This is a genomic window from Streptomyces sp. NPDC051133 (assembly GCF_040682635.1).
Taxonomy (GTDB): domain Bacteria; phylum Actinomycetota; class Actinomycetes; order Streptomycetales; family Streptomycetaceae; genus Streptomyces.
This window is the reverse complement of record NZ_JBFBBK010000052.1, coordinates 20,028-44,075: the sequence shown is the minus strand read 5'-3', so window position 1 is coordinate 44,075 and position 24,048 is coordinate 20,028. Positions and strand designations below refer to the sequence as shown.

Annotated in this window: 19 protein-coding genes; 14 read left to right on the top strand and 5 right to left on the bottom strand. The window is 73.3% G+C overall.

All coding sequences use genetic code 11. From position 1 onward, the window contains the following. Positions 1-242 precede the first annotated feature (242 nt). The 5 genes from AB0N17_RS36470 (at position 243) to AB0N17_RS36450 (ending at position 10,659) form a co-directional block, all read left to right on the top strand. On the top strand, positions 243-3,764 hold the full coding sequence (locus AB0N17_RS36470) for an ATP-dependent DNA helicase (RefSeq protein ID WP_366015923.1): 3,522 nt from the start codon (positions 243-245) through the stop codon (positions 3,762-3,764). A 114-nt stretch (positions 3,765-3,878) separates the two neighbouring features. Then, positions 3,879-7,439 (top strand): UvrD-helicase domain-containing protein, encoded by a 3,561-nt coding sequence (locus AB0N17_RS36465; protein ID WP_366015921.1) that lies wholly within the window; start codon positions 3,879-3,881, stop codon positions 7,437-7,439. A gap of 47 nt (positions 7,440-7,486) precedes the next feature. Continuing rightward, positions 7,487-8,890: a dipeptidase gene (locus tag AB0N17_RS36460; protein WP_366015920.1), complete on the top strand. Its 1,404-nt coding sequence runs from the start codon at positions 7,487-7,489 to the stop codon at positions 8,888-8,890. Positions 8,891-9,041: 151 nt separating this feature from the next. Next, positions 9,042-9,986, top strand: coding sequence for an NAD(+) diphosphatase (nudC, locus tag AB0N17_RS36455; protein ID WP_366015919.1), 945 nt, complete (start codon positions 9,042-9,044; stop codon positions 9,984-9,986). 10 nt (positions 9,987-9,996) lie between these two features. Further along, positions 9,997-10,659, top strand: coding sequence for a class I SAM-dependent methyltransferase (locus AB0N17_RS36450; protein WP_366015918.1), 663 nt, complete (start codon positions 9,997-9,999; stop codon positions 10,657-10,659). A 45-nt stretch (positions 10,660-10,704) separates the two neighbouring features. On the opposite strand, the gene AB0N17_RS36445 is transcribed toward AB0N17_RS36450, so the two are convergent. Beyond that, positions 10,705-10,947, bottom strand: coding sequence for a mycoredoxin (locus tag AB0N17_RS36445; protein WP_061924256.1), 243 nt, complete (start codon positions 10,945-10,947; stop codon positions 10,705-10,707). Positions 10,948-11,047: 100 nt separating this feature from the next. Here AB0N17_RS36445 and AB0N17_RS36440 point away from each other — a divergent pair, with 100 nt between their 5' ends. The 5 genes from AB0N17_RS36440 (at position 11,048) to AB0N17_RS36420 (ending at position 15,056) form a co-directional block, all read left to right on the top strand. Beyond that, on the top strand, positions 11,048-13,354 hold the full coding sequence (locus tag AB0N17_RS36440) for an ATP-dependent DNA helicase UvrD2 (protein ID WP_366015917.1): 2,307 nt from the start codon (positions 11,048-11,050) through the stop codon (positions 13,352-13,354). Between the two features lie 164 nt (positions 13,355-13,518). Beyond that, complete coding sequence (locus tag AB0N17_RS36435) at positions 13,519-13,839, top strand: hypothetical protein (RefSeq protein WP_366015916.1); 321 nt, start codon at positions 13,519-13,521, stop codon at positions 13,837-13,839. Positions 13,840-14,010: 171 nt separating this feature from the next. Further along, positions 14,011-14,379 carry a WhiB family transcriptional regulator gene (locus AB0N17_RS36430; protein WP_037660091.1) on the top strand — a complete coding sequence of 123 codons (369 nt, stop codon included), beginning with the start codon at positions 14,011-14,013 and terminating at the stop codon, positions 14,377-14,379. Then, positions 14,376-14,699 (top strand): hypothetical protein, encoded by a 324-nt coding sequence (locus AB0N17_RS36425; RefSeq protein ID WP_366015915.1) that lies wholly within the window; start codon positions 14,376-14,378, stop codon positions 14,697-14,699. Before AB0N17_RS36430 ends, AB0N17_RS36425 begins: the two co-directional genes overlap by 4 nt. 141 nt (positions 14,700-14,840) lie before the next feature. Then, positions 14,841-15,056: a hypothetical protein gene (locus tag AB0N17_RS36420; RefSeq protein ID WP_366015914.1), complete on the top strand. Its 216-nt coding sequence runs from the start codon at positions 14,841-14,843 to the stop codon at positions 15,054-15,056. Between the two features lie 39 nt (positions 15,057-15,095). Here AB0N17_RS36420 and AB0N17_RS36415 read toward each other — a convergent pair whose 3' ends face one another. Further along, entirely contained in the window at positions 15,096-16,508 is a 1,413-nt protein-coding gene (locus AB0N17_RS36415) for an AarF/ABC1/UbiB kinase family protein (protein ID WP_366015913.1), read from the bottom strand. Beyond that, a complete protein-coding gene (locus AB0N17_RS36410; RefSeq protein ID WP_366015912.1) occupies positions 16,501-17,715 on the bottom strand; it encodes a TOMM precursor leader peptide-binding protein in 1,215 nt (404 codons plus the stop codon). Before AB0N17_RS36410 ends, AB0N17_RS36415 begins: the two co-directional genes overlap by 8 nt. 291 nt (positions 17,716-18,006) lie before the next feature. Between AB0N17_RS36410 and AB0N17_RS36405 the strand changes: the two genes are divergently transcribed. From AB0N17_RS36405 to AB0N17_RS36390, 4 genes are all read left to right on the top strand, one after another. Next, positions 18,007-18,603 (top strand): M48 family metallopeptidase, encoded by a 597-nt coding sequence (locus tag AB0N17_RS36405; RefSeq protein WP_366015911.1) that lies wholly within the window; start codon positions 18,007-18,009, stop codon positions 18,601-18,603. A 147-nt stretch (positions 18,604-18,750) separates the two neighbouring features. Continuing rightward, positions 18,751-20,490, top strand: coding sequence for a TerD family protein (locus AB0N17_RS36400; protein ID WP_366015910.1), 1,740 nt, complete (start codon positions 18,751-18,753; stop codon positions 20,488-20,490). A gap of 12 nt (positions 20,491-20,502) precedes the next feature. Continuing rightward, entirely contained in the window at positions 20,503-21,183 is a 681-nt protein-coding gene (locus tag AB0N17_RS36395; protein ID WP_366015909.1) for an AIM24 family protein, read from the top strand. Positions 21,184-21,200: 17 nt separating this feature from the next. Further along, complete coding sequence (locus tag AB0N17_RS36390) at positions 21,201-21,956, top strand: AIM24 family protein (protein ID WP_366015908.1); 756 nt, start codon at positions 21,201-21,203, stop codon at positions 21,954-21,956. Between the two features lie 86 nt (positions 21,957-22,042). On the opposite strand, the gene AB0N17_RS36385 is transcribed toward AB0N17_RS36390, so the two are convergent. Then, positions 22,043-22,564: an NUDIX hydrolase gene (locus tag AB0N17_RS36385; protein ID WP_366015907.1), complete on the bottom strand. Its 522-nt coding sequence runs from the start codon at positions 22,562-22,564 to the stop codon at positions 22,043-22,045. Next, a complete protein-coding gene (locus AB0N17_RS36380; RefSeq protein WP_366015906.1) occupies positions 22,561-24,003 on the bottom strand; it encodes a zinc-dependent metalloprotease in 1,443 nt (480 codons plus the stop codon). The genes AB0N17_RS36385 and AB0N17_RS36380 overlap by 4 nt, the downstream gene beginning before the upstream one ends. Positions 24,004-24,048: the final 45 nt, after the last annotated feature.

Sequence of the window (24,048 nt, the reverse complement as noted above, 5' to 3'; positions counted from 1 at the left end):
GATGCCGCCGGGGGGCACCTGTGGCCCGTACGAGGGACATGGGGGACGTCCGTGGCATGCCGTACGTTCGTGGGGTGTGGGGCACGCGTGACGCGAGCGCCGCGAGGGAAGAAGCGGAAGCCCTGCTTCCGTCCGGAGCGGCGGCGTAGCGTCGGCTGCGCGTGTCCACCTCACCCCGCGGTCACCGCCTCGCACGCGTGACCGCCCGCCCACCAGCACAACCACCAGGACCGGCCGACCACGTGAGCTCCTCTTCCTCCACCAGGCGCCTGCCGCACCCCGTGCGGCAGGGGAGCCGTGGCGCTTACCGACTGGTCCGTACCCCGCCGGCCGCCGTGGACCCCCCTCGTCTGGACGCGGCGCAGCGTGCCGTGGTTGACCACACGAGCGGCCCCCTGCTCGTCCTCGCCGGTCCCGGCACCGGCAAGACCACCACCCTGGTCGAGTCGGTGGCCGCCCGGATCGCCCGGGGCGCCGACCCCGAGCGCATCCTGGTGCTGACGTTCAGCCGCAAGGCCGCCGTCGACCTGCGCGACCGCATGGCCCGGCGCATCGGCGCCGCCCGCGCGCCCCGCGCGACCACGTTCCACTCGTACGGCTACGCCCTGGTCCGCGCCCACCAGGACAGCAGCCTGTTCGCCGAGCCGCTGCGTCTCCTCTCCGGCCCCGAGCAGGACGTCACCGTCCGCGAGCTGCTGGCCGGCCAGCCGGAACTGCAGCGGCTCGGCCTGACGCACGTGCGCTGGCCGGACGAACTGCGCGCCTGCCTGACCACGCGCGGCTTCGCCGACGAGGTCCGCGCCGTCCTCGCGCGCAGCCGCGAGCTGGGGCTCGGCCCGGACGCCCTGGACGCCTTCGCCCGCCGCATCGGCCGCCCGGACTGGCGGGCCGCCGCCGCCTTCCTCGCCGAGTACCTCGACGTCCTCGACCTGCAGGGCGTGATCGACTACGCCGAACTGGTCCACCGCGCGGTCCTGCTCGCCCACCGCCCCGACGTCGCCGTGCAGCTCGCCGCCCGGTACGACGCCGTGTACGTCGACGAGTACCAGGACACCGACCCCGCCCAGGTACGACTGCTGCACGCCCTGGCCGGCGGTGGCCGCACCCTGGTCGCCTTCGGTGACCCCGATCAGTCGATCTACACCTTCCGGGGTGCCGACGTGAACGGCATCCTCGATTTCCCGGTGGCCTTCCCGCGCGTGGACGGCCGTCCCGCACCCGTCGAGGTGCTGCGCACCTCCCGCCGTTCCGGCGCCGCCCTGCTCGCCGCGACCCGCCTGATCACCCAGCGCATGCCGATGCCCCGGCTGCCCGCCGACAAGGTCCGCGCCCACCGCGAGCCGGCCGCCGTCCGGGACGGCGGCCGCGTAGAGGCCTACACCTACCCGACCTCCGGGACGGAACTGGACAACATCGCGGACATCCTGCGCCGCGCGCACCTGGAGGACGGCGTCGCCTGGAGCGACATGGCCGTCCTGGTCCGCGCCGGATCCCGCAGCCTCCCGTCGGTCCGCCGTGCCCTCACCGCGGCCGGTGTCCCGCTGGACATCGACGGTGACGACCTGCCCCTGCGCCACGAGCCGGCCGTCGCCCCCCTGCTGACCGCCCTGCGCGCGGTGGCCACGGCCGAGGCACGGGGGCGCGGGGAGGAGCCCGCCGCGTTCACGGCCGAGGCGGAAGCGGCCCCGGACGAAACCGCCGCCGAGACCGCCGCCGAAGACGCTGCGGAACCGGCCCCGGAGGAAGCCGAACCGGCTCCGGAAGAAGCTGAACAGGCCGCGGAGACAGCCGAACAGGCCGCGGAGACAGCCGAACCGGCCGCGGAGACAGCGGAACCGGCCCCGGAGGACACCCCCGCCGCGGGCGCCGCCGAGCGAGCCCCGGACACCTCCTGGCTCGACACCGAGACCGCCCTCACCCTCCTGGCCTCCCCCCTGGCCGGCATGGACACCGCAGACCTGCGCCGTCTCGGGCGGGCCCTGCGAGAGGAGGAGCGGGCGGCAGGGAACCCGGTGCCGCCCCCGTCCGACGAGCTGCTCGCGCGGGCTCTCGCCGAACCCGAGCGCCTCGCCGTGCACGACCCGGCGTACGCCCGTGGCGCGCAGCGCCTCGGCGCGCTGCTCCGCACGGCCCGCGAGCGCCTCGCGAGCGGCGGTACGGCCGAGGAGGCGCTGTGGGACCTGTGGGAGGGCACACCGTGGCCCACGCGCCTGGAGCGGGCCGCCCGGCGCGGCGGCGCGGCCGGCCGCAACGCCGACCGCGACCTGGACGCCGTGTGCGCGCTGTTCGCCACCGCCGCGCGCGCGGAGGAGCGCATCGGGGGCCGGGGCGCCCTGAACTTCCTGGAGGAGATCGAGGCCCAGGACATCGCCGCCGACACCCTCACGCGACGTGCGGTACGCCCCGACGCCGTACGCCTGATGACCGCGCACCGCTCCAAGGGGCTGGAGTGGCGGCTCGTCGTCGTCGCCGGTGTCCAGGAGGGACTCTGGCCCGACCTGCGTCGCCGCGGCTCCCTGCTGGAGGCCGACCGCATCGGCCGCGACGGACTCGCCGAACCGCTCACCCCGGGCGCGCTGCTCGCCGAGGAGCGCCGGCTGTTCTACGTCGCCGCCACGCGCGCGCGGGAACGCCTCGTCGTCACCGCGGTGAAGGCTCCCGCCGACGACGGTGACCAGCCCTCCCGGTTCCTGGCCGAGCTGGGTGCCGAGCCGAAGGACGTCACCGGCCGCCCCCGGCGCCCGCTGGCCGTGGCCGCGCTCGTCGCCGAGCTGCGCGCCACCACGGTCGACCCGCGCGCGTCCGCCGCGCTGCGCCGGGCCGCCGCCCGCCGGCTGGCCCGGCTCGCCGCGCTCGCCGACGAGGACGGCCGCCCGCTGGTGCCCTCCGCGCACCCCTACCGCTGGTGGGGCATGTTCGACCCCACCGAGAGCAAGGTGCCGCTGCGCCACCGGGACCAGCCCGTGGTGCTCTCCGGCAGCGCCCTCGACCAGCTCGCCAACACGTGTGCGCTGCAGTGGTTCCTGGGCCGCGAGGTGAAGGCCGACGCCCCCGCCACCGCGGCGCAGGGCTTCGGCAACGTCGTCCACGTCCTCGCCGACGAGGTCGCCTCCGGCCGCACCCCGGCCGACCTGGACGTCCTCATGGAACGCCTGGACTCGGTGTGGAACGCGCTCGCCTTCGACGCGCCCTGGAAGTCGCAGCAGGAGAAGGACAACGCGCGCGTGGCGCTCGAACGCTTCCTGAACTGGCACGTGCTGGACCGCGCGGGGCGCACCCCGGTGGCCAGCGAGCAGGACTTCGACATCACCCTGGGGGCGGGGGACTACCAGGTCCGCATCCGCGGCCAGATGGACCGCGTGGAGGCGGACGGCGAGGGCCGCGCCTACGTCGTGGACTTCAAGACCGGCAAGCAGGCGCCCAGCGCCGCCGAGGTGGCCCGCCACCCGCAGCTCGCCGTCTACCAGCTCGCCGTCCGCGAAGGCGCCGTCGACACCGCCTTCGACGGCGTGCGCCCCGAACCCGGCGGCGCCGAGCTGGTGCACCTCAGACAGGGCGCCGCCAAGCGCGACGGAGGCGAGACCCTGCCCAAGGCGCAGACCCAGGAGGCGCTGTCGGGGGAGTGGGTCGGTGAACTGCTCGCCACCGCCGCCGGGAAGGTCCTCGACGAGCGGTTCACCCCGAGCACCGGCCAGCACTGCACGCACTGCGCCTTCCGCGCCTCGTGCAGCGCGCGGCCCGAGGGGCGGCACGTGGTCGAGTGAGTCGCCGCGGGGGCGGAGTGACGTACGGCACCACACGTGCTGACCTGCGCTTCTTCTTCCCCGGGTGGTCGATTCGTCCTCGACTGTCAGTGCCCGCCGCTAGCCTCTTTCGACATGTCCGCCCGTATCACCGACCCCGAGCAGCTCAAAGAGCTCCTCGGCATCCCCTTCACCCCGGAGCAGACGGCCTGCATCATCGCGCCGCCCGCCCCGCAGGTGATCGTGGCCGGAGCCGGGTCGGGCAAGACCACCGTGATGGCGGCCCGCGTGGTCTGGCTCGTCGGCACCGGCCAGGTCGCCCCCGAACAGGTCCTCGGCCTGACCTTCACCAACAAGGCCGCGGGCGAGCTTTCCGAACGCGTCCGCAAGGCACTGATCAAGGCCGGGGTCACCGACCCGGAGGTCATCGACCCCGACAACCCGCCCGGCGAGCCGGTGATCTCCACCTACCACGCCTTCGCCGGCCGCCTGCTCACCGACCACGGCCTGCGCCTCGGCCTGGAGCCCACCTCCCGCCTCCTCGCCGACGCCACGCGCTACCAGGTCGCCGCGCGCGTGCTGCGCGAGGCGCCGGGACCCTACCCGGCGCTGACCCGCTCCTTCGCCGACCTCGTCAGCGACCTGCTCGCCCTCGACTCCGAACTCGCCGAACACCTCGTCGACCCCGAGGAACTGCGCGCCTGGGACGCCGACCTGCTGCACACCCTGCAGGCCGCCAAGCTCACCAACGCCGACCTGCGCAAGGTCCCCGACACGGCCACCGCCCGCCGTGAACTGGCCGGTCTCGTCCAGCGCTACCGGGCCGCCAAGCGCGAGCGCGACCTGCTCGACTTCGGCGACCAGATCGCCCTGTCCGCCCGCCTCGCCGGCATCCCCGAGGTCGGCCGCCTGCTGCGCGAGGAGTTCCGCGTGGTGCTCCTCGACGAGTACCAGGACACCTCCGTGGCCCAGCGTGTCCTGCTCGCGGGCCTGTTCGGCGGCGGCACCGGCCACCCGGTGACCGCCGTGGGCGACCCGTGCCAGGCCATCTACGGATGGCGCGGCGCCTCGGTGGCCAACCTGGACGACTTCCCCGCGCACTTCGCGCGCCCCGACGGCCGCCCCGCCACCCGGCAGGCGCTCAGCGAGAACCGCCGCAGCGGCGGCCGCCTCCTCGACCTCGCCAACGGCCTCGCCGAGCCCCTGCGCGCCATGCACGCGGGCGTGGAAGCCCTCCGCCCGGCCCCCGGCGCCGAGCGCGACGGCACCGTCCGCTGCGCCCTGCTGCGCACCCACGCCGAGGAGATCGACTGGATCGCCGACTCCGTCGCCCACCTCGTGCGCACCGGCACGGCGCCCGGCGAGATCGCCGTCCTGTGCCGCACCGCCACCGACTTCGCCGAGATCCAGGGCGCTCTCGTGGCCCGCGACCTCCCCGTCGAGGTCGTCGGCCTCTCCGGACTGCTGCACCTGCCGGAGATCGCCGACCTGGTCGCCGTCTGCGAGGTGCTCCAGGACCCCGGCGCCAACGCCTCCCTGGTGCGGCTGCTGACCGGACCGCGCTGGCGCATCGGCCCCCGCGACCTCGCCCTGCTCGGCCGGCGCGCCCGACTGCTCGTCGCCCACGCGCGCGGGGACGACACCGACGACCCGGACCGACGGCTCGCCGCGGCCGTCGAGGGGGTCGACCCGGCCGAGGTGATATCGCTCGCCGACGCCCTCGACACCTTCCTCGAAACCCCCATGGAGGGCGGCCCCGAGGACGGCGTCGACGACGGCCTGCCGTTCTCCCCGGACGCGCGCGTGCGCTTCGCCCGGCTCGCCGCGGAACTGCGCGACCTGCGCCGCTCGCTGGCCGACCCGCTGATGGACGTCCTGCACCGCGTCCTCACGGTCACCGGCCTGGAGGTGGAGCTGTCGGCGTCCCCGCACGCCCTGGCCGCCCGACGCCGCGAGACCCTGTCCAACTTCCTGGACGTCGCCGCCTCCTTCGCCGCGAGCGACGGCGAGGCCACCCTGCTCGCCTTCCTCGGCTTCCTGCGCACCGCCGCCCAGTACGAGAAGGGCCTCGACAACGCCCTGCCCGGCGGCGAGAACACCGTCAAGGTGCTCACCGCGCACAAGTCCAAGGGCCTGGAGTGGGACGTCGTGGCCGTCCCCGGGCTGGTCGACGGCACCTTCCCCAGCGCCCAGGGCCGCGAGAAGTGGACCGCCCAGGCCAAGGTCGTGCCGCACGCCCTGCGCGGCGACACCGACACCCTGCCCGACGTCGACAGCTGGGACGCGCGCGGTATGAAGGCCTTCCACGAGGCCATGAAGGACCACCAGTACACCGAGGAACTCCGCCTCGGCTACGTCACGTTCACCCGCCCCCGTTCCCTGCTGCTCGGCTCCGGCCACTGGTGGGGACCCAGCCAGAAGAGGAAGCGCGGCCCCTCCGGCTTCCTCCAGGCCCTGTACGACCACTGCGCCGCCGGGCACGGCGAGATCGAGGCCTGGGCGGACGAGCCCGCCGAGGACGAGGAGAACCCGGCCCTGCACACGGCCGGCGCCGACCAGGCGTGGCCGCTCCCGCTGGACGCCGCCGCCCTGGCCCGCCGCCGCGCGGCCGCCGAGACCGTCCTGGCCCACCTGGACGCGCTGGCCACCGGCGACACCGGCCGCCCGCCCGCCGCCCACGACCCCGACACCCTCGACGACCCCGACTGGCCCGCACCGCCGCCGTACGAGGACGGGTACGACGCGGACCCGTACGGCGCGGACCCGTACGACGAGGGGCCGAACGAAGAGGAGCCGTACGAGGGCCTCTACGAAGAGGATCCCTACGAAGAGGAGCCGTACGAGGGCGCACCCGACGGCGCCGGCGCTCCCGACGCATGGCACTCCTGGAGCACCGAGCGGCCGACCGTCCCCCACCAGGCGCCCGCGCCCGGCGCACGCGCCCCGCGGACCCCCGGCTCCCCGGCGCCCGAGAGTTCCCTCACACCCGAGGAAGCCCGCACCATCGCCTCCTGGGACCGTGACCTGGACGCGCTCACCGGAGAGCTGCTGCGCGCGCGCCGGACCGTCACCGACGTCCCCCTGCCCGCCACCCTCACCGCCTCCCAGCTGCTGCTTCTCGCCCAGGACCCGGACGGGCTCGCGCAGGAACTCGCGCGCCCCATGCCACGCCCCCCGCAACCGGCCGCGCGCCGAGGCACCCGGTTCCACGCCTGGGTCGAAGCCCGCTTCGAGGAACTGACGCTCCCCCTGCTGGAACCGGACGAGCTGCCCGGAAGCGACGCCGAGATCGCCGACGAACAGGACCTGGAGGCCCTGAAGGAGGCCTTCGAACGCACCGAGTACGCCCGGCGCACCCCGTACCGCGTCGAGGCGCCCTTCCAGCTCACGCTGGCCGGCCGCGTCGTACGGGGCCGCATCGACGCCGTATACCGAGACGGCGCCGGCGACGGGGCGACGTACGAGATCGTCGACTGGAAGACCAGCCGCACCCGCACCGCCGACCCCCTCCAGCTCGCCGTGTACCGGCTGGCCTGGGCCGAGCAGCAGGGCGTGCCGCCCGAGTCCGTCACGGCCACGTTCCTGTACGTGCGCACCGGCGAGGTCGTACGCCCCGCGGGCCTGCCGGACCGGGCCGCGCTGGAGCGGCTGCTCACGGACGGGACGGAAACGGCACAGCGGGCAAGCCGAGTGTGACGAACCGCCCGCCGAGGATGTCGGCACGGGCCGATAGGCTCGTGAGCATGAGCCAGACCCCGGACAGCGCCGTCCGCACGTACATCGAGCAGCACCGCGCCGCCTTCCTCGACGACCTCGCCGCATGGCTGCGCATCCCCTCCGTGTCGGCCCAGCCCGACCACGCGCCCGACGTACGACGCAGCGCCGACTGGCTCGCCGCCGCTCTCAAGGAGACCGGCTTCCCGACCGCCGAGGTCTGGCAGACCCCGGGCGCCCCGGCGGTCTTCGCCGAGTGGCCCGCCGACGACCCCTCGGCACCCACCGTCCTGGTCTACGGCCACCACGACGTGCAGCCCGCCGCCCGCGAGGACGGCTGGGACAGCGACCCCTTCGAGCCGGTCGTCCGCGGAAACCGCCTCTACGCGCGCGGGGCCGCCGACGACAAGGGGCAGGTGTTCTTCCACACACTCGGCGTCCGCGCCCACCTCGCCGCCACCGGCCGCACCGCCCCCGCGGTCAACCTGAAGCTGCTCGTCGAGGGCGAGGAGGAGTCCGGCTCCCCGCACTTCCGGGCCCTCGTGGAGGAGCGCGCGGGACGGCTCGCAGCCGACGCCGTGATCGTCTCCGACACCGGCATGTGGTCCGAGGACACCCCGACCGTGTGCACCGGCATGCGCGGACTCGCCGAGTGCGAGATCCGGCTCCACGGCCCCGACCAGGACATCCACTCCGGCTCCTTCGGCGGCGCCGTGCCCAACCCGGCCACCGCCGCCGCCCGCCTGGTCGCCGCCCTCCACGACGAGCACGCGCGCGTGGCGGTCCCCGGCTTCTACGACGGCATCGTCGAGCTCACCGACCGCGAGCGCGAGCTGTTCGCCGAGCTGCCCTTCGACGAGCGGCGCTGGCTGACCACCGCCAAGTCCCACGCCACCCATGGCGAGGCCGGGCACACCACCCTGGAGCGCATCTGGGCCCGCCCGACCGCCGAGGTCAACGGCATCGGCGGCGGCTACCAGGGCCCCGGAAGCAAGACGATCATCCCGTCGTCCGCGGTGGTGAAACTGTCCTTCCGGCTGGTCGCGGGCCAGGACCCCGACCACATCGAGAAGGCCGTCCGTGCCTGGGCCGGCGAGCAGCTGCCCGCCGGGATCCGGCACGAGATCGTCTTCGGCGCCGCCACCCGCCCGTGCCTGACCCCGCTCGACCACCCCGCCCTGCAGTCCGTGGTCCGCGCCATGGGCCGCGCCTTCCAGTCACCCGTCCGCTTCACCCGCGAGGGCGGCTCCGGACCCGCCGCCGACCTCCAGGAAGTCCTCGGCGCCCCCGTGCTCTTCCTGGGGATCTCCGTCCCCTCCGACGGGTGGCACGCCCCCAACGAGAAGGTCGAGCTGGACCTCCTCCTCAAGGGCGTCGAGACCAGCGCGTACCTGTGGGGCGACCTGGCCGAGCACTGGCGCCCAGCGCCCTGACCGGGCGGCGCCGTACGGACGGGCACCGTGCGCGGGGCACACTGGAGGGACCGCCCCGCACACCCCGTCCGAGACCGCTGCCCGCCCACCCCACGTCCCGCCGAACCGCCCGCCGAAACGAACCGCTGCCCTGGGGGAGTTGGAAGCACCCGTGACCACCTGGACCGACGACACAGCAGATCGACCCATCTCGCTCACCGCCCCGAGCGGCATCGACCGCGCCGCCCACCACAGGCTCGACGAGGCCTGGCTCGCGGCGGCCTGGAGCCACCCCACGACCCGCTGCTTCGTGGTCTCCGGCGGCCAGGTGCTCATCGACGAGACGCCCGACGGCCGCACCGAACTCGTCATGACCCCCTCGTTCGAGGCGCCGCTCACCGAGGCGCACCGCTACTTCCTCGGCACCGACGACGAGGGCGTCAGCTACTTCGCGCTCCAGAAGGACTCGCTGCCCGGCCGAATCGACCAGTCCGCACGCCCGGCCGGGCTGCGGGAGGCCGGCCTGCTGCTGTCGCCGCGCGACGCCGGGCTCATGGTGCACGCGGTCGGTCTGGAGAACTGGCAGCGCACCCACCGCTTCTGCTCCCGCTGCGGCGAGCGCACCGTGATCGCCGCCGCCGGACACATCCGCCGCTGCCCCGCCTGCGGCGGAGAGCACTACCCGCGCACCGACCCCGCCGTGATCATGGCCGTCACCGACGCGGACGACCGCATCCTGCTCGGCCGCCAGGTCCACTGGCCCGAGGGCCGCTTCTCCACGCTCGCCGGTTTCGTCGAGCCCGGTGAGTCGATCGAGCAGGCGGTGCGCCGTGAGGTGTCCGAGGAGGTCGGCGTCGTCGTCGGCTCCGTGGAGTACGTGGCGAGCCAGCCCTGGCCCTTCCCGTCCAGCCTGATGCTGGGCTTCATGGCCCGCGCCACGTCGACCGACATCGACGTCGACGGGGACGAGATCCACGAGGCCCGCTGGTTCTCCCGCGAGGAGCTGCACGAGGCCTTCGACTCCGGCGAGGTCCTGCCGCCCTACGGCATCTCGATCGCCGCCCGCCTCATCGAGATGTGGTACGGCAAGCCCCTGCCGACGCGCAGCTTCGTCTGAGGCCTCACCGGTGGCCGGTGATCCGTACTGGAATCACAACGTCCACTACCACCGTGCCGTGCTGGCAGCCGTCCCCGACGGCTGCCGCACGGCCCTGGACGTCGGCTGCGGCGACGGACTCCTGGCCCGCAAGCTCGCCGCCCGCGTGCAGCGGGTGACGGGTGTGGACCGGTCACCGGAGATGATCCGCCAGGCCCGCGCCCACCGATCCGGCGACGTCACGTTCGTCGAGGCCGACTACCTCGACCGCGGCGCGCTGCCGGCAGCCGGATACGACTTCGTCAGCGCGGTCGCCGTCGTGCACCACGCCCGCTTCGAGGACGCGATCGCCGGCCTGACCCGCCTGGTCGCGCCCGGCGGCAGGCTGGTCGTCGTCGGGCTCGCGCACAACCAGACCCCGACGGACTGGCTGATCAGCGGCTGCGGGCTGCCCGCGAGCAAGCTGCACGCGCGCCTGCGCGGCGGCAAGGGCGGCCCGGCCGGCATGCCCGTCGAGGACTCGCCGATGCCCTGGGGCGAGGTCCGTGCGGCCGCCCGGCACCTGCTGCCCGGCTGCCGCTACCGTCGCCGCCTGCTGTGGCGCTACGTCCTGGTCTGGGACAAGAGGCGGGACGGGAAACGGGACGACAAGCGGGACGAGTCGCGGGACGAGAAACGGCGGGGCGGCCCCTGAGACATCAGGGGCCGCCCCGCCGTGGTCCGCGCAGACCCGCGGGCGTCACGCGGCCAGCTTCTGCTTCACCTGGGCCAGCGACGGGTTCGTCAGGGTGCTGCCGTCCGCGAAGCGCACGGTCGGAACCGTCTGGTTCCCGCCGTTCGCCTTCTCCACGAACGCGGCGGACTCGGGGTCCTGCTCGATGTTGATCTCGGTGTAGGCGATGCCCTCCCGGTCCAGCTGGCTCTTCAGCCGCCGGCAGTAGCCGCACCACGTCGTGCTGTACATCGTCACAGTGCCCTGCATGTCTCTCGCGCTCCTCAGGCAGCTCGGAAAAGTTCGTCCGGGGGAAGAACGTACGCGCACCGGTGCGCCATTCCCGCCCGGGGTATCCACAGGCCCTGTGATGCCTGCCGCATTAGTACGACTGCGGGGGCCTGCCTGTGGACAACCGACTCGGCAGCCCCGGGCGACCTGGCAGCATGGCGGTGTGACACCAGCAACGCACTCCCCCCTCTTCCCGCAGAGCACCGACGGTTCCCCCCACGGGGTGACGCCGAGCGGGGCCGACGCGGTGCTCGAAGGGCTCGACCCCGAGCAGCGCGAGGTGGCCACCGCCCTGCACGGGCCGGTGTGCGTGCTGGCCGGAGCGGGCACCGGCAAGACCCGGGCGATCACCCACCGCATCGCCTATGGGGTGCGCGCCGGCATCCTGCAGCCCTCCAGCGTGCTCGCCGTCACCTTCACCAACCGCGCCGCCGGAGAGATGCGCGGCCGGCTCCGCCAGCTCGGAGCCCATGGCGTCCAGGCCCGCACCTTCCACTCCGCAGCCCTGCGTCAGCTCCAGTACTTCTGGCCGAAAGCGATCGGTGGCGGCATGCCCCGGCTCATCGACCGCAAGATCCAGCTCGTCGCCGACGCGGCCGCCACCCTGGGCACCAGGCTCGACCGGGGCGAGCTGCGGGACGTCACCGCGGAGATCGAATGGTCCAAGGTCACCCAGACCGTCCCCGCCGATTATCCGTACGCGGCCGCGAAGGCCGGCCGCGAGGCACCCCGCGACCCCGCCGAGATCGCCCATCTCTACGCGGCCTACGAAGACCTCAAGCGCGATCGCGCGGTGATCGACTTCGAGGACGTCCTGCTGCTGACCGTCGCCGTCCTCCAGGACCGGCACGACATCGCCGAACAGGTCCGCGCCCAGTATCAGCACTTCGTCGTGGACGAGTACCAGGACGTCAGCCCCCTGCAGCAGCGGCTGCTGGAGCTGTGGCTCGGCGAGCGCGACACCCTGTGCGTCGTCGGCGATGCCAGCCAGACCATCTACTCCTTCACGGGCGCAACGCCCGACCACCTTCTCGACTTCCGCGCCCGGCACCCCGGCGCCACCGTCGTGAAACTGGTCCGCGACTACCGCTCCACCCCCCAGGTGGTCCGCCTCGCCAACGGCCTGCTCGCCCAGGCTCGCGGCCGAGCCGCCGACCACCGGCTGGAACTGGTCTCCCAGCGCGCCGCCGGCCCCGAGCCCGTCCACACCGAGTACACCGACGAACCCGCCGAGGCCGAGGGCGCCGCCCGCCGCATCCGCGAGCTGATCGACGCGGGCGTCCCCGCCGCCGAGATCGCCGTCCTGTTCCGCACCAACGCCCAGTCCGAGACGTACGAACAGGCCCTCGCCGACGCCGGGGTCTCCTACCAGCTGCGCGGGGCCGAGCGCTTCTTCGACCGGCACGAGGTCCGCAAGGCCGGCATCGCCCTGCGCGGCGCGGCCCGCTTCGGCGGCAACGACTCCCTGCTCGACGGCGCCGTGGACCTGCCCTCCCAGGTGCGTGCCGTCCTGTCCGGCGAGGGCTGGACGAGCAAGCCTCCCGCCGGTTCCGGTGCCGTACGAGAGCGCTGGGAATCCCTGGCCGCCCTGGTCAACCTCGCCCACGACCTCGCCACGGCACGGCCCGCAGCCACCCTCGCCGACTTCGTGACGGAACTCGACGAGCGGGCCAACGCCCAGCACGCCCCCACCGTCCAGGGCGTCACCCTCGCCTCGCTGCACGCGGCCAAGGGCCTGGAATGGGACGTCGTCTTCCTGGTCGGTGTGGCCGAAGGCATGCTGCCCATCACCTACGCCCGGACCGACGAGCAGATCGAGGAGGAGCGCCGCCTGCTCTACGTCGGCGTCACCCGCGCGCGGGAACGGCTCCATGTCTCCTGGTCCCTGTCCCGCTCACCCGGCGGGCGCCCCAACCGCAGACCCAGCCGGTTCCTCGACGGACTGCGCCCCGGCACCACCGCCACCGTCGGGCGCGCCGGCACCGGCACCGGTGCCGGCATCGAGCGCGGCGCCGTCGGCGGCACCTCCGTCGCTCCCCGCCGCGTCCAGCGCACCCCGGCCCGCTGCCGGGTCTGCGGCCGGACGCTCACCGACGCGGGCGAGATGAAGCTGATGCGCTGTGAGGACTGCCCCTCGGACATGGACGAGGGGCTCTACGAACGGCTGCGTGAGTGGCGGGCGGTCCAGGCCGAGCGCAGCGGACAGCCGGACTTCTGCGTCTTCACCGACCGGACCCTCATGGCCATCGCCGAGGCGCGGCCCGAGAGCGCGGCCGAACTCTCCCGCATCCCCGGTGTCCTCAGCCGCAAGCTGCGCAGCTACGGCACCGATGTGCTGGCCATCTGCGCAGGCCAAGAGCCCGGGGGAGAGGGCGAGGACGGCTGATGCGAACTCGTCGAAAAAATAGTTTGCGCATGCCCCGGCAATCCCCATAGGTTCTAGGCACGGAAGCGGCGGCCTTCTCCAAGGCCCGGGTTCCGTGATGTACTTGCATATCCGAACGGACTGGTTCACCCCAGTCCTTGAGACGCCGAGAGGAGGCGAGTCCAGTGATCAGCATCAACACCAGCACCATCAGCACGGCCAAACTGACCGATCGCTCGACCGTCTCCACGTGCATGCTCGGCGCCTCGATCCAGGGCACCGGTCTGTCCGGCATTCGTGCCGTCCGTCCGGCCTCCGCCCTGTCTCTCGCGGGTCTTCCCGTCCGAGAGCGCAATGAGCGACCGACCAAGGCACTGGAAGCGGTAGTGGCACAGGCACATGCCTATGCCTTTGCGGCGGCCGGTGCCGGATTCCGGAAGCAGACGACGCAGCACCACCTGATGTGGGCCTTCCGTGGGCCAGAACCCTGGAGTGATCCAGCCTGATTCGATCAGGCCGGCGCCTTCAGGGCCGCGGAACCCCATCCGGGATCCGCGGCCCTTCTGTTTTCCCCGAACGGGGACGACGGAGCGAAGGGGCCTCGGGACAGGAAAGAACCCGGTACCAAGCCGACACCCGGTCAACCGGCCGGAACGACCAGACGAGGAAGACCAACCGTGCAACTCGAAGCGCACGCCCCGTCCGTACCGCCTTCGCAAACCATCCCCCCGCCCGGCCTCACGGAGGACTCCACCTTGATCCCCCTCACCGCGCTCACCGCGCTCGACGACGCCATCGAGAACCTCGGCGTACCCGTCCCCTGCCGCTCCTACGACCCGGAGGTCTTCTTCGCGGAGTCGCCGGCGGACGTCGAGTACGCCAAGTCCCTCTGCCGCACCTGCCCGCTGATGGAGGCCTGCCTCGCCGGCGCCAAGGAGCGGCGTGAGCCCTGGGGCGTCTGGGGCGGCGAGCTGTTCGTCCAGGGTGTCGTCGTCGCCCGGAAGCGGCCGCGTGGTCGCCCGCGGAAGAACCCGGTCACGGCATGAACACCGCAGGAACGATCGATCGCCCCCTCACGCACGACCCCAAGAAGCAGGCCCCGATGAAGCCGTCCACCAGCGAGCCCGCAGGTTCCGCGACCCCAGACTTCACCACCACCGGCGCGACCGAAGCGCGTCAGAACAGGACCCGAGAGATGCAACTCATGCAAGAAGCCCTGGCTCGTGCGCATATGCACGAACGACTCGACGACGCCGTGCGTGAACGCCGGGCCGTCCGCCTCGCGGTCGCCCAGCGGATGCAGCGCCGGGCCGAGCGCGCCTCGCTGCGCGCCCGGCGGGCGCTCGCCATGGCCGTCATGCAGTAACGACACCGAGAAGCGGTGGCCTCCCGGCCGAGGGCCGGGGGAGGCGAAGACTTCCCGGCGGGGGCCGGTCCGGACGAACGGACCGGCCCCCGCGGTGCGTTCCGCACGGCGATCCACCGCCGGCGGAGTTATCGTCACCAGGTGACGAGTCCTCCCGACGGAAGTGACCAGGGCGGCTCCACCACGGAGCCCCGGCCGCCTCTCGTGTGCGCCCGCTGTGGCACGCTCGCCGCCGGCCCCCCGCCGGTCACCTGGACCTGCTCCGTGGAGAACGGCACCCGCCGGTACTTCTGCGACACCTGCGCCCGGGAGAACCTGCGGGCGATCGAGGGGCGCCTGGACTCGGCATGGTGGTGAGCGTCCCTTCTCTCACTTCGCCCCTCACCCCGCCCCGGTTCAGGCCTCCGCGGCCGACTCCTCTTCGGCCGACTCCTCCTCGGCAGGCTCCTCGCCCGGGGCGTCCTCGAGCGGTTTCTCCTCCAGGGCGAAGCCCGGGAGCCACTCCTCCAGTTCCTCGCGGAGCCGGACCGTCGCGCCCAGCTGGCACAGCACGCCGATCGTGCTCAGCGTCACCCGGTGGATCAGCAGGTAGGCCGGCGGCAGATTGAGCCGCTTGCCCAGCTGATAGGCCGGTGAGCGCGGGTCGGCGATGCGGGCGGCCTGACTGCGCATCCAGCCGCGGGTGAAGGTGAAATCCTCGACCCGGGCCGGCTCGATGATCGGCAGCAGGTAGTCGAGGACCGCCTCGGGGTCCAGCTCTATGGACTCCTTCACGAACCCTTCCGCGCACAGCAGTTCGTAGACCGTCTCGGCGTCGCCGTCCAGCGTCAGCCGCAGCGAGACGCCGATCGGTGCCGGCAGCCCACCGGGAAGCCGGTCGACCGTGCCGAAGTCCAGGACACCGAGGCGCCAGTCGTCCTCGCCGTCCGGGCCGCCGGGCAGCAGCCGGAAGTTGCCCGGATGCGGGTCGGCGTGCAGCAGGCCGGTGCGGGCCGGGCCCGAGAAGAGGAAGCGGGCCAGGAGCTGACCGGCCCGGTCACGCTGCTCCTGGGTGCCGTCCGCGATGATCTCGGACAGCGGGACGCCGTCGATCCACTCGGTCACCAGGACCTGCTCGCACTGGTGGACCACGGCAGGGACGACCACGTCCGGGTCGTCCGCGAACTCGTCCGCGTGCGCCGTCTGCGCCTGGGCCTCCAGGCCGTAGTCCAGCTCCTCGGAGACCCGGTCCTTCAGCTCCGCGATCAGCGGCTTGATGTCCATGCCGGGGATCAGCGGACCCAACAGGCGGGCGAAACGGCTCAGTTGGCCGAGGTCGGAGATCAGGGCCTCCCCGGCGCCCGGGTACTGCACCTTGACCGCGACCTCACGGCCGTCGTGCCACACCGCCCGGTGCACCTGGCCGATGGAGGCCGCGGCCGCCGGCTTGTCCTCGAACTCCTCGAACAGGTCGTGCCAGTCCGGCCCCAGCCGCTCCTCGAGCACCGCGTGCACCGTGCGGGTCGGCATCGGCGGTGCCGCCTCCTGCAGCTTGGTCAGGGCCGTGCGATAGGGGCCGGCGATCTCCTCGGGCAGCGCGGACTCGAAGACGGACAGGGCCTGCCCGAACTTCATGGCCCCGCCCTTCAGCTCCCCGAGCACCTTGAACAATTGCTCCGCCGTCCGCTGTTGCAGCTCACGGCCGACGATCTCCGCGGACTCGCCCACGATCCGTTTGCCCAGCCCCCAGGTCGCCCGGCCGGCGATGCCGAGCGGGAGCGCGGCGAGCTTGGCGGTCCGGGTGACCGCCTTGCGGGGAAGATCAGACATGCGCCCTCCAAGTCCCATTCGGCCGCGCCGCGCCCGCTCCGCGTCGTCGCTCCGTCGACGGCCGATGCACCGCCATTGTCTCGCGCGGCTCCTCCTCGGTTGAGGAGTGCTCCCCTTTACCTCTCTCCGCCGCTCCGCAGCAGCATGCCGGATGCGGCCGGACCGGGCGGGCGTGCCAGGTCAGGCCCGGTACGGACACCTCCCAGCGGGCTCCGGTGCTGGACGGCGACTCCCCGTCGAGGAAGGCCAGCGCGTGCGCCGCGGCCAGTCCGGCGACCGCAGTGGCCAGCGTCAGATCGCAGGCCCCGACCCGGCGGGCCGCGCCGGACCGCCACTGGGTGATCAGCCGGGGCCAGGCCGGGTCCCGGTCCGTGCGGTCCTCGTGCAGACAGCCGGCGCAGCTCGACTCGCCGGGCAGGACGAGCGGGCCGACGACGCCCGTGCCCTCCACGACGCCGGCGTACAGGTGGGGTGTGCCGGAGGCCATGAGCGGCTCGGCGGAGCGCGGGTCCGGTGCGTGCACCGCCACGTCGTCCCGGGGCGTGAGGATCACCAGGGACAGGCCGGGCTCCGTGGCGCCGGAACCGGGGGAGTGGGCATGGCGTGGGGGCCGGTCCGGTGCCGCGCGGCGGACCGCGGCCCGCGCCGCCGCGTCCCGGCGCTCGCCGAGCGACTCGGTGGGCAGCCCGCCCGGTGCCACGTCCCACGGTTCGACGCGGCCCACGTCCCGTACGTCGACCTCGCCGATGCCGGCGCCGGAGAGCACCGACGCCAGCAGGGCGCCGACCCGCCCCGCGCCCCGCACCTGCACCCGCAGGGCACGGCGTGCGGCGAGCCGGGCGAGCGCGCCGCCCGGCTCGCGGGTGGTCAGGGAGAGGGCGGCGAGGTCGGGCCGCAGCCGCTGCAGGACCTCCTTCTTCTCCCGCAGCGTGTCCGCGGCCGGCCCGCCGCCGCGCGCGTCGTCGACGAGGCCCGCGTGGGCCAGCCGGTCCACGAGCGCGTCGACGTGGCCGTCCGGCAGGTCCATGCGGCGGGCCTCCTCGCGCAGCAGGGGCAGGCCCCGGGTGCCGTTGAGCAGCTGCAGGAAGCTGCCGCAGGCCGTGGACATGGGTCCCAGGGTGAGCGCGTGCGCCGGGGTCATCCCGAACTGCACGGTGTTGAGATCACGCCAGCCGCGCCGCAGCGCGGGCTTGACCATCGGATGCATGGCAGGCCCCCGTAGCCGAAGATCCCTGGACGCCCGGTCGAGTCCCCGGACGTCCCCGTCCGCCGGTGGAGCCGGTCGTGCTCCGCCGACGCCTGCCAGCATGCCCGGTCGGTGTGCCGGGTGCGGAGAGTTATCCACAGACGGGGGGTGTTTGTCGTATAAATCATGGCGTCATATGCGCCCATAGGGGACGGGTGAGCCGGTCCTACAAATCAAACGCATGGTGGGGCGTCGGCATCGATCGGTCCCGGAGCCGGGACTTTGCCCCTGTCCAGCGGGTAACGTCGGGGCGTGCCCGCCGACCCAATGCACCGCGCCGGAAAGCCACAGCGCAGCACGACGAGCCAGCCGCCCGCAGCCTCGCGGGCGAACGCGATCGAGGTCCGCAGGAGCGCCCGGCGCCGCCGGACGGTCTCCGCGTACCGCGAGGGTGATCGCACCGTCGTGCTGATCCCCGCCCGGATGTCGAAGGCGGAGGAGCAGCGCTGGGTCACCGTCATGCTCGACAAACTCGCCGCCCAGGAGAGCAGGCGGAAGCTGGGCGACGCCGAGCTGACCGAGCGTGCGGAGCGGCTGTCGGCCCAGTACTTCGACGGCCGGGCCCGGCCCGCCTCGGTGCGCTGGGTCACCAACCAGAACACCCGCTGGGGTTCGTGCACCCCGGCCGAGGGCAGCATCCGGCTCTCGCACCGGCTGCAGGGGATGCCCGAGTACGTCGTCGACTACGTCCTCTGCCACGAGCTCGCGCATCTTCTGGTGCCCGGTCACGGCCCGGACTTCTGGCAGCTGCTGGAGGCCTATCCCCGCACCGAGCGGGCCCGCGGCTACCTCGAGGGGGTCGTCGCCGCCGAACGGCTGCCCCAGCTGCCCGGCGCGCGCGACGAGTGAGCGCCCCGGCCGAGGAGCCCGCGTCCGCGGCCGGGCGCGGTTGTGTACCGGGTCTGTACCGACCCGGCCCGACGGGGGGCGATGCCGGCCTTTGCCGTTAGCCTGGCGCGACGCACTCACATTCGGGATGGGGGACGGTCGTAACGCATGGCCAGGGAATTCCAACGCGGCCACAAGGCCAGGATCAGTGACCTGACGACGGGCACGGATCTGTACGTAGGCGTGCAGATCGGGGCCCCCGGACTGACCTTCGACATCAGCTGCTTCGGTCTGGACGCCGACGAGCGCCTCTCGGACGACCGGTACTTCGTCTTCTTCAACCAGCCGAAGTCGCCGGAGGAGTCCATCCAGCTGCTGGGTGCGCAGGCGGGCGACACGGAGTCGTTCCGGGTCACGCTGGACCGCATCCCGCCGCAGATCCGCAAGCTGTCCTTCACGGCGACCCTCGACGGCACCGGGCAGATGTCGCAGGTCGGCCCCGGATACCTGCGCATCGTGGCGGGCGGCGAGGAGGTCGCCCGGTACTCCTTCAGCGGTGCGGAGTTCTCCACCGAGCGGGCCGTGATGGTCGGCGACATCTACTTCAAGGACGGGTGGCGGTTCGCCGCGGTCGGCCAGGGCTTCGACGGCGGTCTGGAGGCGCTGCTGAAGAACTTCGGCGGCGAGGTGGTGGAGGAGGAGGCGCCCGCCCCGCAGCAGCCGCAGACCGGCGCCGCTCCCGGCTTCGCCCCGCCCGCCCAGGCAACGGCACCGCCCGCGTTCGGCGCCCCCGCCGCCCCCGAGCCCGCCCCGGCGCCGGCCCCCGCACGGCAGCCCGCCGCCCAGGGCTTCGCCCCGCCGTCCGGCGCCACGCCCCCGCAGGGCTTCACGCCGCCGCCCGGGCAGACCCCGCCCCCGGCCCCGGCGTCGAACGTGCACGCCGCGCCGACGGTCATCGCCCCCCTGACCCCGCCCGGCGGCGGCACCGTGCCGCCCCCGTCCCCGGCCCCCGCGCCGCCGTACGACCAGCCGCAGTACGGCGGCCGGCCGCCCCAGCAGGCGTACCCCCAGCAGTCCCAGCAGCCGCCCTACGGCGGCCAGCCGACCGCGCCGATGCCCCCGGGCTACGGCCAGCAGCCGCCCTCCTACGGCGGTCAGCCCACCGCCCCCATGCCGCCCGGCTACGGGCAGGTTCCCGGTCAGCAGCCCGCCGGCTACGGCGTGCCGCAGGGCGCCCCGCAGGGCGGTGCCGGGGTGGCGGCCGCGCTGCAGATGTACAAGGAGACGCCGACCGGGCAGCGCTGGACGCAGCAGAACAAGAAGCTCATGCGCGTCGACCTCGGCGTCGGCGGCCAGCCCGTGCTGGCCAAGCAGGGCAGCATGGTGCTCTACCAGGGCAGGGTCGACTTCAGCTACAAGGGCGCCGGTTTCGCCGGGCGGATCGTCGGCAGCGCCACCGGCCAGGAGATGCAGCTGATGCGCTGCACCGGCCAGGGCCAGGTGTTCCTCGCCGAGAACTCCACCCACCTGCACCCCGTCGAGCTGCAGGGCGACGCGATCTGCGTGTCCGCGGAGAACGTCCTCGCCTTCGACGAGACCCTGCAGTACGAGGTCCGCCGGATCGAGGGCCACGGCATCCCCGGCGGCGCGCTGTTCACGATGCAGTTCCAGGGCACCGGCACGATCGTCGTCAAGACGCACGGCACGCCCGTGGTGCTGCCGGTCACGCCGACCACCTTCGCCGACTGCAACGCCGTCGTCGCCTGGTCGGCCGCCTCCCAGGTGATCGTCTCCAGCCAGGTCCGGATGCGCCGCAACGCCTATCCGGGCGACACCGGCGAGAGCGTCAACCTCCAGTTCCGGGGCGCTCCCGGCAACTTCATCGTCGTCCAGCCGTACGAGGTCTAGAGGGAGCCCGTCATGAACCAGCCGCTCGCGGGCTACGCCCCCGCACCCGTCACCGCCCGCATGGAGAACCACGGCCACCACATGCTGAAGGTGGCCATGCAGACCGGGAACGACCTCCTCGCGCGCGTGGGCTCGATGGTCGCCTACGAAGGCTTCGTCCAGTACGAGCCCAACCCGCCGGCCGTCCGCCAGATCGCCCGTGACTGGATCACCGGCGAGGGCGCGCCCCTGATGAAGTGCTCCGGCGACGGCCTGCTCTACCTCGCCGACTACGGCGCGAACGTCGTCGTGATCAATCTGGGCGGCGACGGCATCTCCGTCAACGCCACCAACCTGCTCGCCTTCGACGCCCATCTGACGTGGGGCGTCGAGCGGGTCAAGGGGCTCGCGAAGTTCGCCGGGCAGGGCCTGTGGAACACGAAGATCTCCGGGAACGGCTGGGTGGCCCTGACCTCCCGGGGCGAGCCGATCGTCGTCGACTGCGGCGGCGGTGAGGACGAGACGTACGTCGACCCGGACGCGCTCGTCGCCTGGTCGCCGAACCTGAAGGTGAAGGGCAAGCGCAGCTTCAAGGCGCAGTCGCTGATCGGCCGGGGCAGCGGCGAGGCCTACCAGATGGCCTTCTCCGGCCAGGGCATCGTCGTCGTCCAGCCGAGCGAGGACAGCACCGACCGCATCCGGATCCGGGGCTGAGGGGGAGCCAGAAAGCCATGCAGAGCCCGCTTTTCGCACACAACGACGTCCAGACGCAGGAGCGCTGGGCGTTGCAGAACGCGCAGCTGCTCCGGGTCACCCTGGAGGGCCACGACGACATCCTCGCCCGCAAGGGCACCATGGTCGCCTACCAGGGCCTGGTCGAGTTCGACGCCGAGTACCGCAGCAACAACCAGGCACGCGCGCGTGCGCACACCGGCGAGGGCCTGGACCTGATGCGCTGTCACGGCCAGGGCACGGTCTTCCTCGCCAACCTCGCCCAGCACGTGCACGTCATGGAGGTCGAGCAGGACGGGCTGACCGTCGACAGCTCCTACGTCCTCGCCATGGACTCCTCGCTGCACTACGAGGTCATCGCCGTCGACAGCCTCTACGGCATCTCCGGCTCCGGGAAGTACCAGCTGAACATCACGGGTCGCGGCCGGGTCGCCCTCATGACCTCGGGCGCCCCGCTGCTGATGCAGGTCACGCCGGACAAGTACGTCAACTGCGACGCGGACGCGATCGTGGCCTGGTCCACCGGCCTGCGGGTGCAGATGCAGGCGCAGACGCACTCCTCCGGGGTGTGGCGCCGGCGCGGCAACACCGGGGAGGGCTGGGAGCTGAGCTTCATGGGCTCCGGGTTCGCGCTGGTGCAGCCGAGCGAGCTGCTGCCGCCGCAGAACGCGGTGATCGGGCAGGGCCTCGCCGCCCAGTTCGGCATGGGGCAGCACGGGGCGCGCGCGCAGAACCAGGGCAACGTCTGGAGCTGACCTTCGGGCGCCGGAGGCAGGCGACAGAGGTAAGGGGCGGCCGCGAAGGTGGTCGCCCCTTACCCGTCCGGAGGCCGGTCATCCGTTCAGAGCCGGGCGCGGGTCGCCTCCAGCAGGCGTACGACCGACTCGTCGGCCACACCCGCGACCTCGTCGTAGGCGAACCAGCGCACGTCCAGCGACTCGTCGCTGACCGCGTGCTCGGCGTCGCCCGGCGCCAGGACCGCGTACTGGACGTCGTAGTGGCAGTGGCACGGCGGCGGGATCGGATGCCGGTCCAGGCGCACCGGTCCGCCCGGCAGCAGCGTCAGCCCGGAGATGCCGGACTCCTCGGTGGCCTCGCGCAGGGCCGCCGCCGTCAGGGTGGGATCGCCGGGCTCGCAGTGGCCGCCCATCTGCAGCCACATCCGCAGCTTCCGGTGCAGCGTGAGCAGCACCCGGCCGCGCTCCGGATCGATCACCAGAGCGCTCGCCGTCACATGCCCGGCCCCGCAGGCCTTCCACATGCCGTCCGGGTGGGCCGCCAGATGATCCAGGTAGGCCTGGCGCAGCTCCTCCTGGCCCTCGTACCCCTTCAGGACGAGGACCGCGTCGTCGTACAGGCTCACTCGGTGTCGTCGCCCTCGGCCTCGTCGTCGTCCTTCTTGCGCAGGTCCGGCTTGCCGTGCTGGCCGCCCGCCGCCTCACCGAGCATCTTGTCCAGCTCGGAGAAGTCCAGCTGCTCGCGGTGCACGAAGCCGTCCGGGTCGTCCAGGTCGGTCGCGGTCGGCAGCATGTCCGGGTGGGCCCACAGGCCGTCCCGGCCGTCCACCCCGCGCGCGTCCGTGAGCGAGGCCCACAGCCGGGAGGCGTCCCGCAGCCGGCGCGGGCGCAGCTCCAGACCGATCAGCGTGGCGAACGTCTGTTCCGCCGGGCCACCGGTCGCGCGACGCCGGCGCAGCGTCTCGCGCAGGGCGTCGGCGGACGCCAGACGCGGCTTCGCGGCCGCGTGGACCACCGCGTCCACCCAGCCCTCCACGAGCGCCAGAGCGGTCTCCAGACGAGCCAGGGCGGCCTTCTGCTCGGGCGTGTCCTCCGGCTGGAACATGCCCTGCTGAAGCGCGTCCTGCAGCTGCTCGGGATTCTGCGGGTCGAACTGGCCGACCACGTCCTCCAGCTTGGCCGTGTCGACCTTGATGCCGCGCGCGTAGCCGTCGACCGCGCCGAACAGGTGCGAGCGCAGCCACGGCACGTGCGAGAACAGACGCTGGTGGGCCGCCTCGCGCAGCGCCAGGTACAGCCGCACCTCCTCCTGCGACACGCCGAGGTCCTTGCCGAACGCCTCCACGTTGACCGGGAGCAGCGCGGCCTTGCCGGCCGGGCCCAGCGGCAGGCCGATGTCGGTGGAGCCGACGACCTCGCCCGCGAGCACGCCCACGGCCTGCCCGATCTGCGTGCCGAACATGGCGCCGCCCATCGAACGCATCATGCCGATCAGCGGGCCCGCCATGGCCTGCATCTCCTCCGGCAGGACGTCGCCCATCGCAGCGCCGACCCGCTCGGCGACCGGGTCGACCAGCTCCTGCCAGGCGGGCAGGGTCGCCTCGACCCACTCCGCGCGGGACCAGGCCACCGCCGACGCGGAGCCCGACGGCAGGGACGTCGCGTCGTCCAGCCACAGGTCGGCCAGGCGGACGGCCTCCTCGACCGCCTTGCGCTCGGCCGGGCCGACGCTCGCGTCCTTCGTGCCGTCCTGGGTGCCCTGCGCGACCGTCTGGCGGGCGATCTGCTTGGCCATGTCCCAGTTCACCGGGCCGCCCTCGTAGGAGAGCATCTGGCCCAGCTGCTGGAACGCGGCGCCCAGGTCGGTGGGGTTCAGCGAGCCGAACATGGCTGCGAGCGGATTGTCGGCGCCGGGGCCGCCAAAGCCTCCGGCTCCGGGCACCCCGAAACCGAACGGGTTGGCCGGTCCCTGCCCACCGCCGCTCTGCTGGTCCTTCTTCTTGCCCTCGTCGCCGTCCTCCGGCTCCTCCGGCGGAAGGCCGAAACCGAATGGGGTGTCACTCACGGGATTCCTCGGCTGGTAAGGCCACCGGTCTGTCTCCGGCGGCGC

Excerpts from the sequence above, each read along its gene's own strand:
- AB0N17_RS36445 (WP_061924256.1), bottom strand. The coding sequence starts at position 10,947 with ATGCAGGGCACTGTGACGATGTACAGCACGACGTGGTGCGGCTACTGC.
- AB0N17_RS36400 (WP_366015910.1), top strand. The coding sequence starts at position 18,751 with ATGGCCAGGGAATTCCAACGCGGCCACAAGGCCAGGATCAGTGACCTG.
- AB0N17_RS36425 (WP_366015915.1), top strand. The coding sequence starts at position 14,376 with ATGAACACCGCAGGAACGATCGATCGCCCCCTCACGCACGACCCCAAG.
- AB0N17_RS36415 (WP_366015913.1), bottom strand. The coding sequence starts at position 16,508 with ATGTCTGATCTTCCCCGCAAGGCGGTCACCCGGACCGCCAAGCTCGCC.
- AB0N17_RS36460 (WP_366015920.1), top strand. The coding sequence starts at position 7,487 with ATGAGCCAGACCCCGGACAGCGCCGTCCGCACGTACATCGAGCAGCAC.
- AB0N17_RS36440 (WP_366015917.1), top strand. The coding sequence starts at position 11,048 with ATGCCTGCCGCATTAGTACGACTGCGGGGGCCTGCCTGTGGACAACCG.
- AB0N17_RS36410 (WP_366015912.1), bottom strand. The coding sequence starts at position 17,715 with ATGCATCCGATGGTCAAGCCCGCGCTGCGGCGCGGCTGGCGTGATCTC.
- AB0N17_RS36465 (WP_366015921.1), top strand. The coding sequence starts at position 3,879 with ATGTCCGCCCGTATCACCGACCCCGAGCAGCTCAAAGAGCTCCTCGGC.
- AB0N17_RS36390 (WP_366015908.1), top strand. The coding sequence starts at position 21,201 with ATGCAGAGCCCGCTTTTCGCACACAACGACGTCCAGACGCAGGAGCGC.
- AB0N17_RS36395 (WP_366015909.1), top strand. The coding sequence starts at position 20,503 with ATGAACCAGCCGCTCGCGGGCTACGCCCCCGCACCCGTCACCGCCCGC.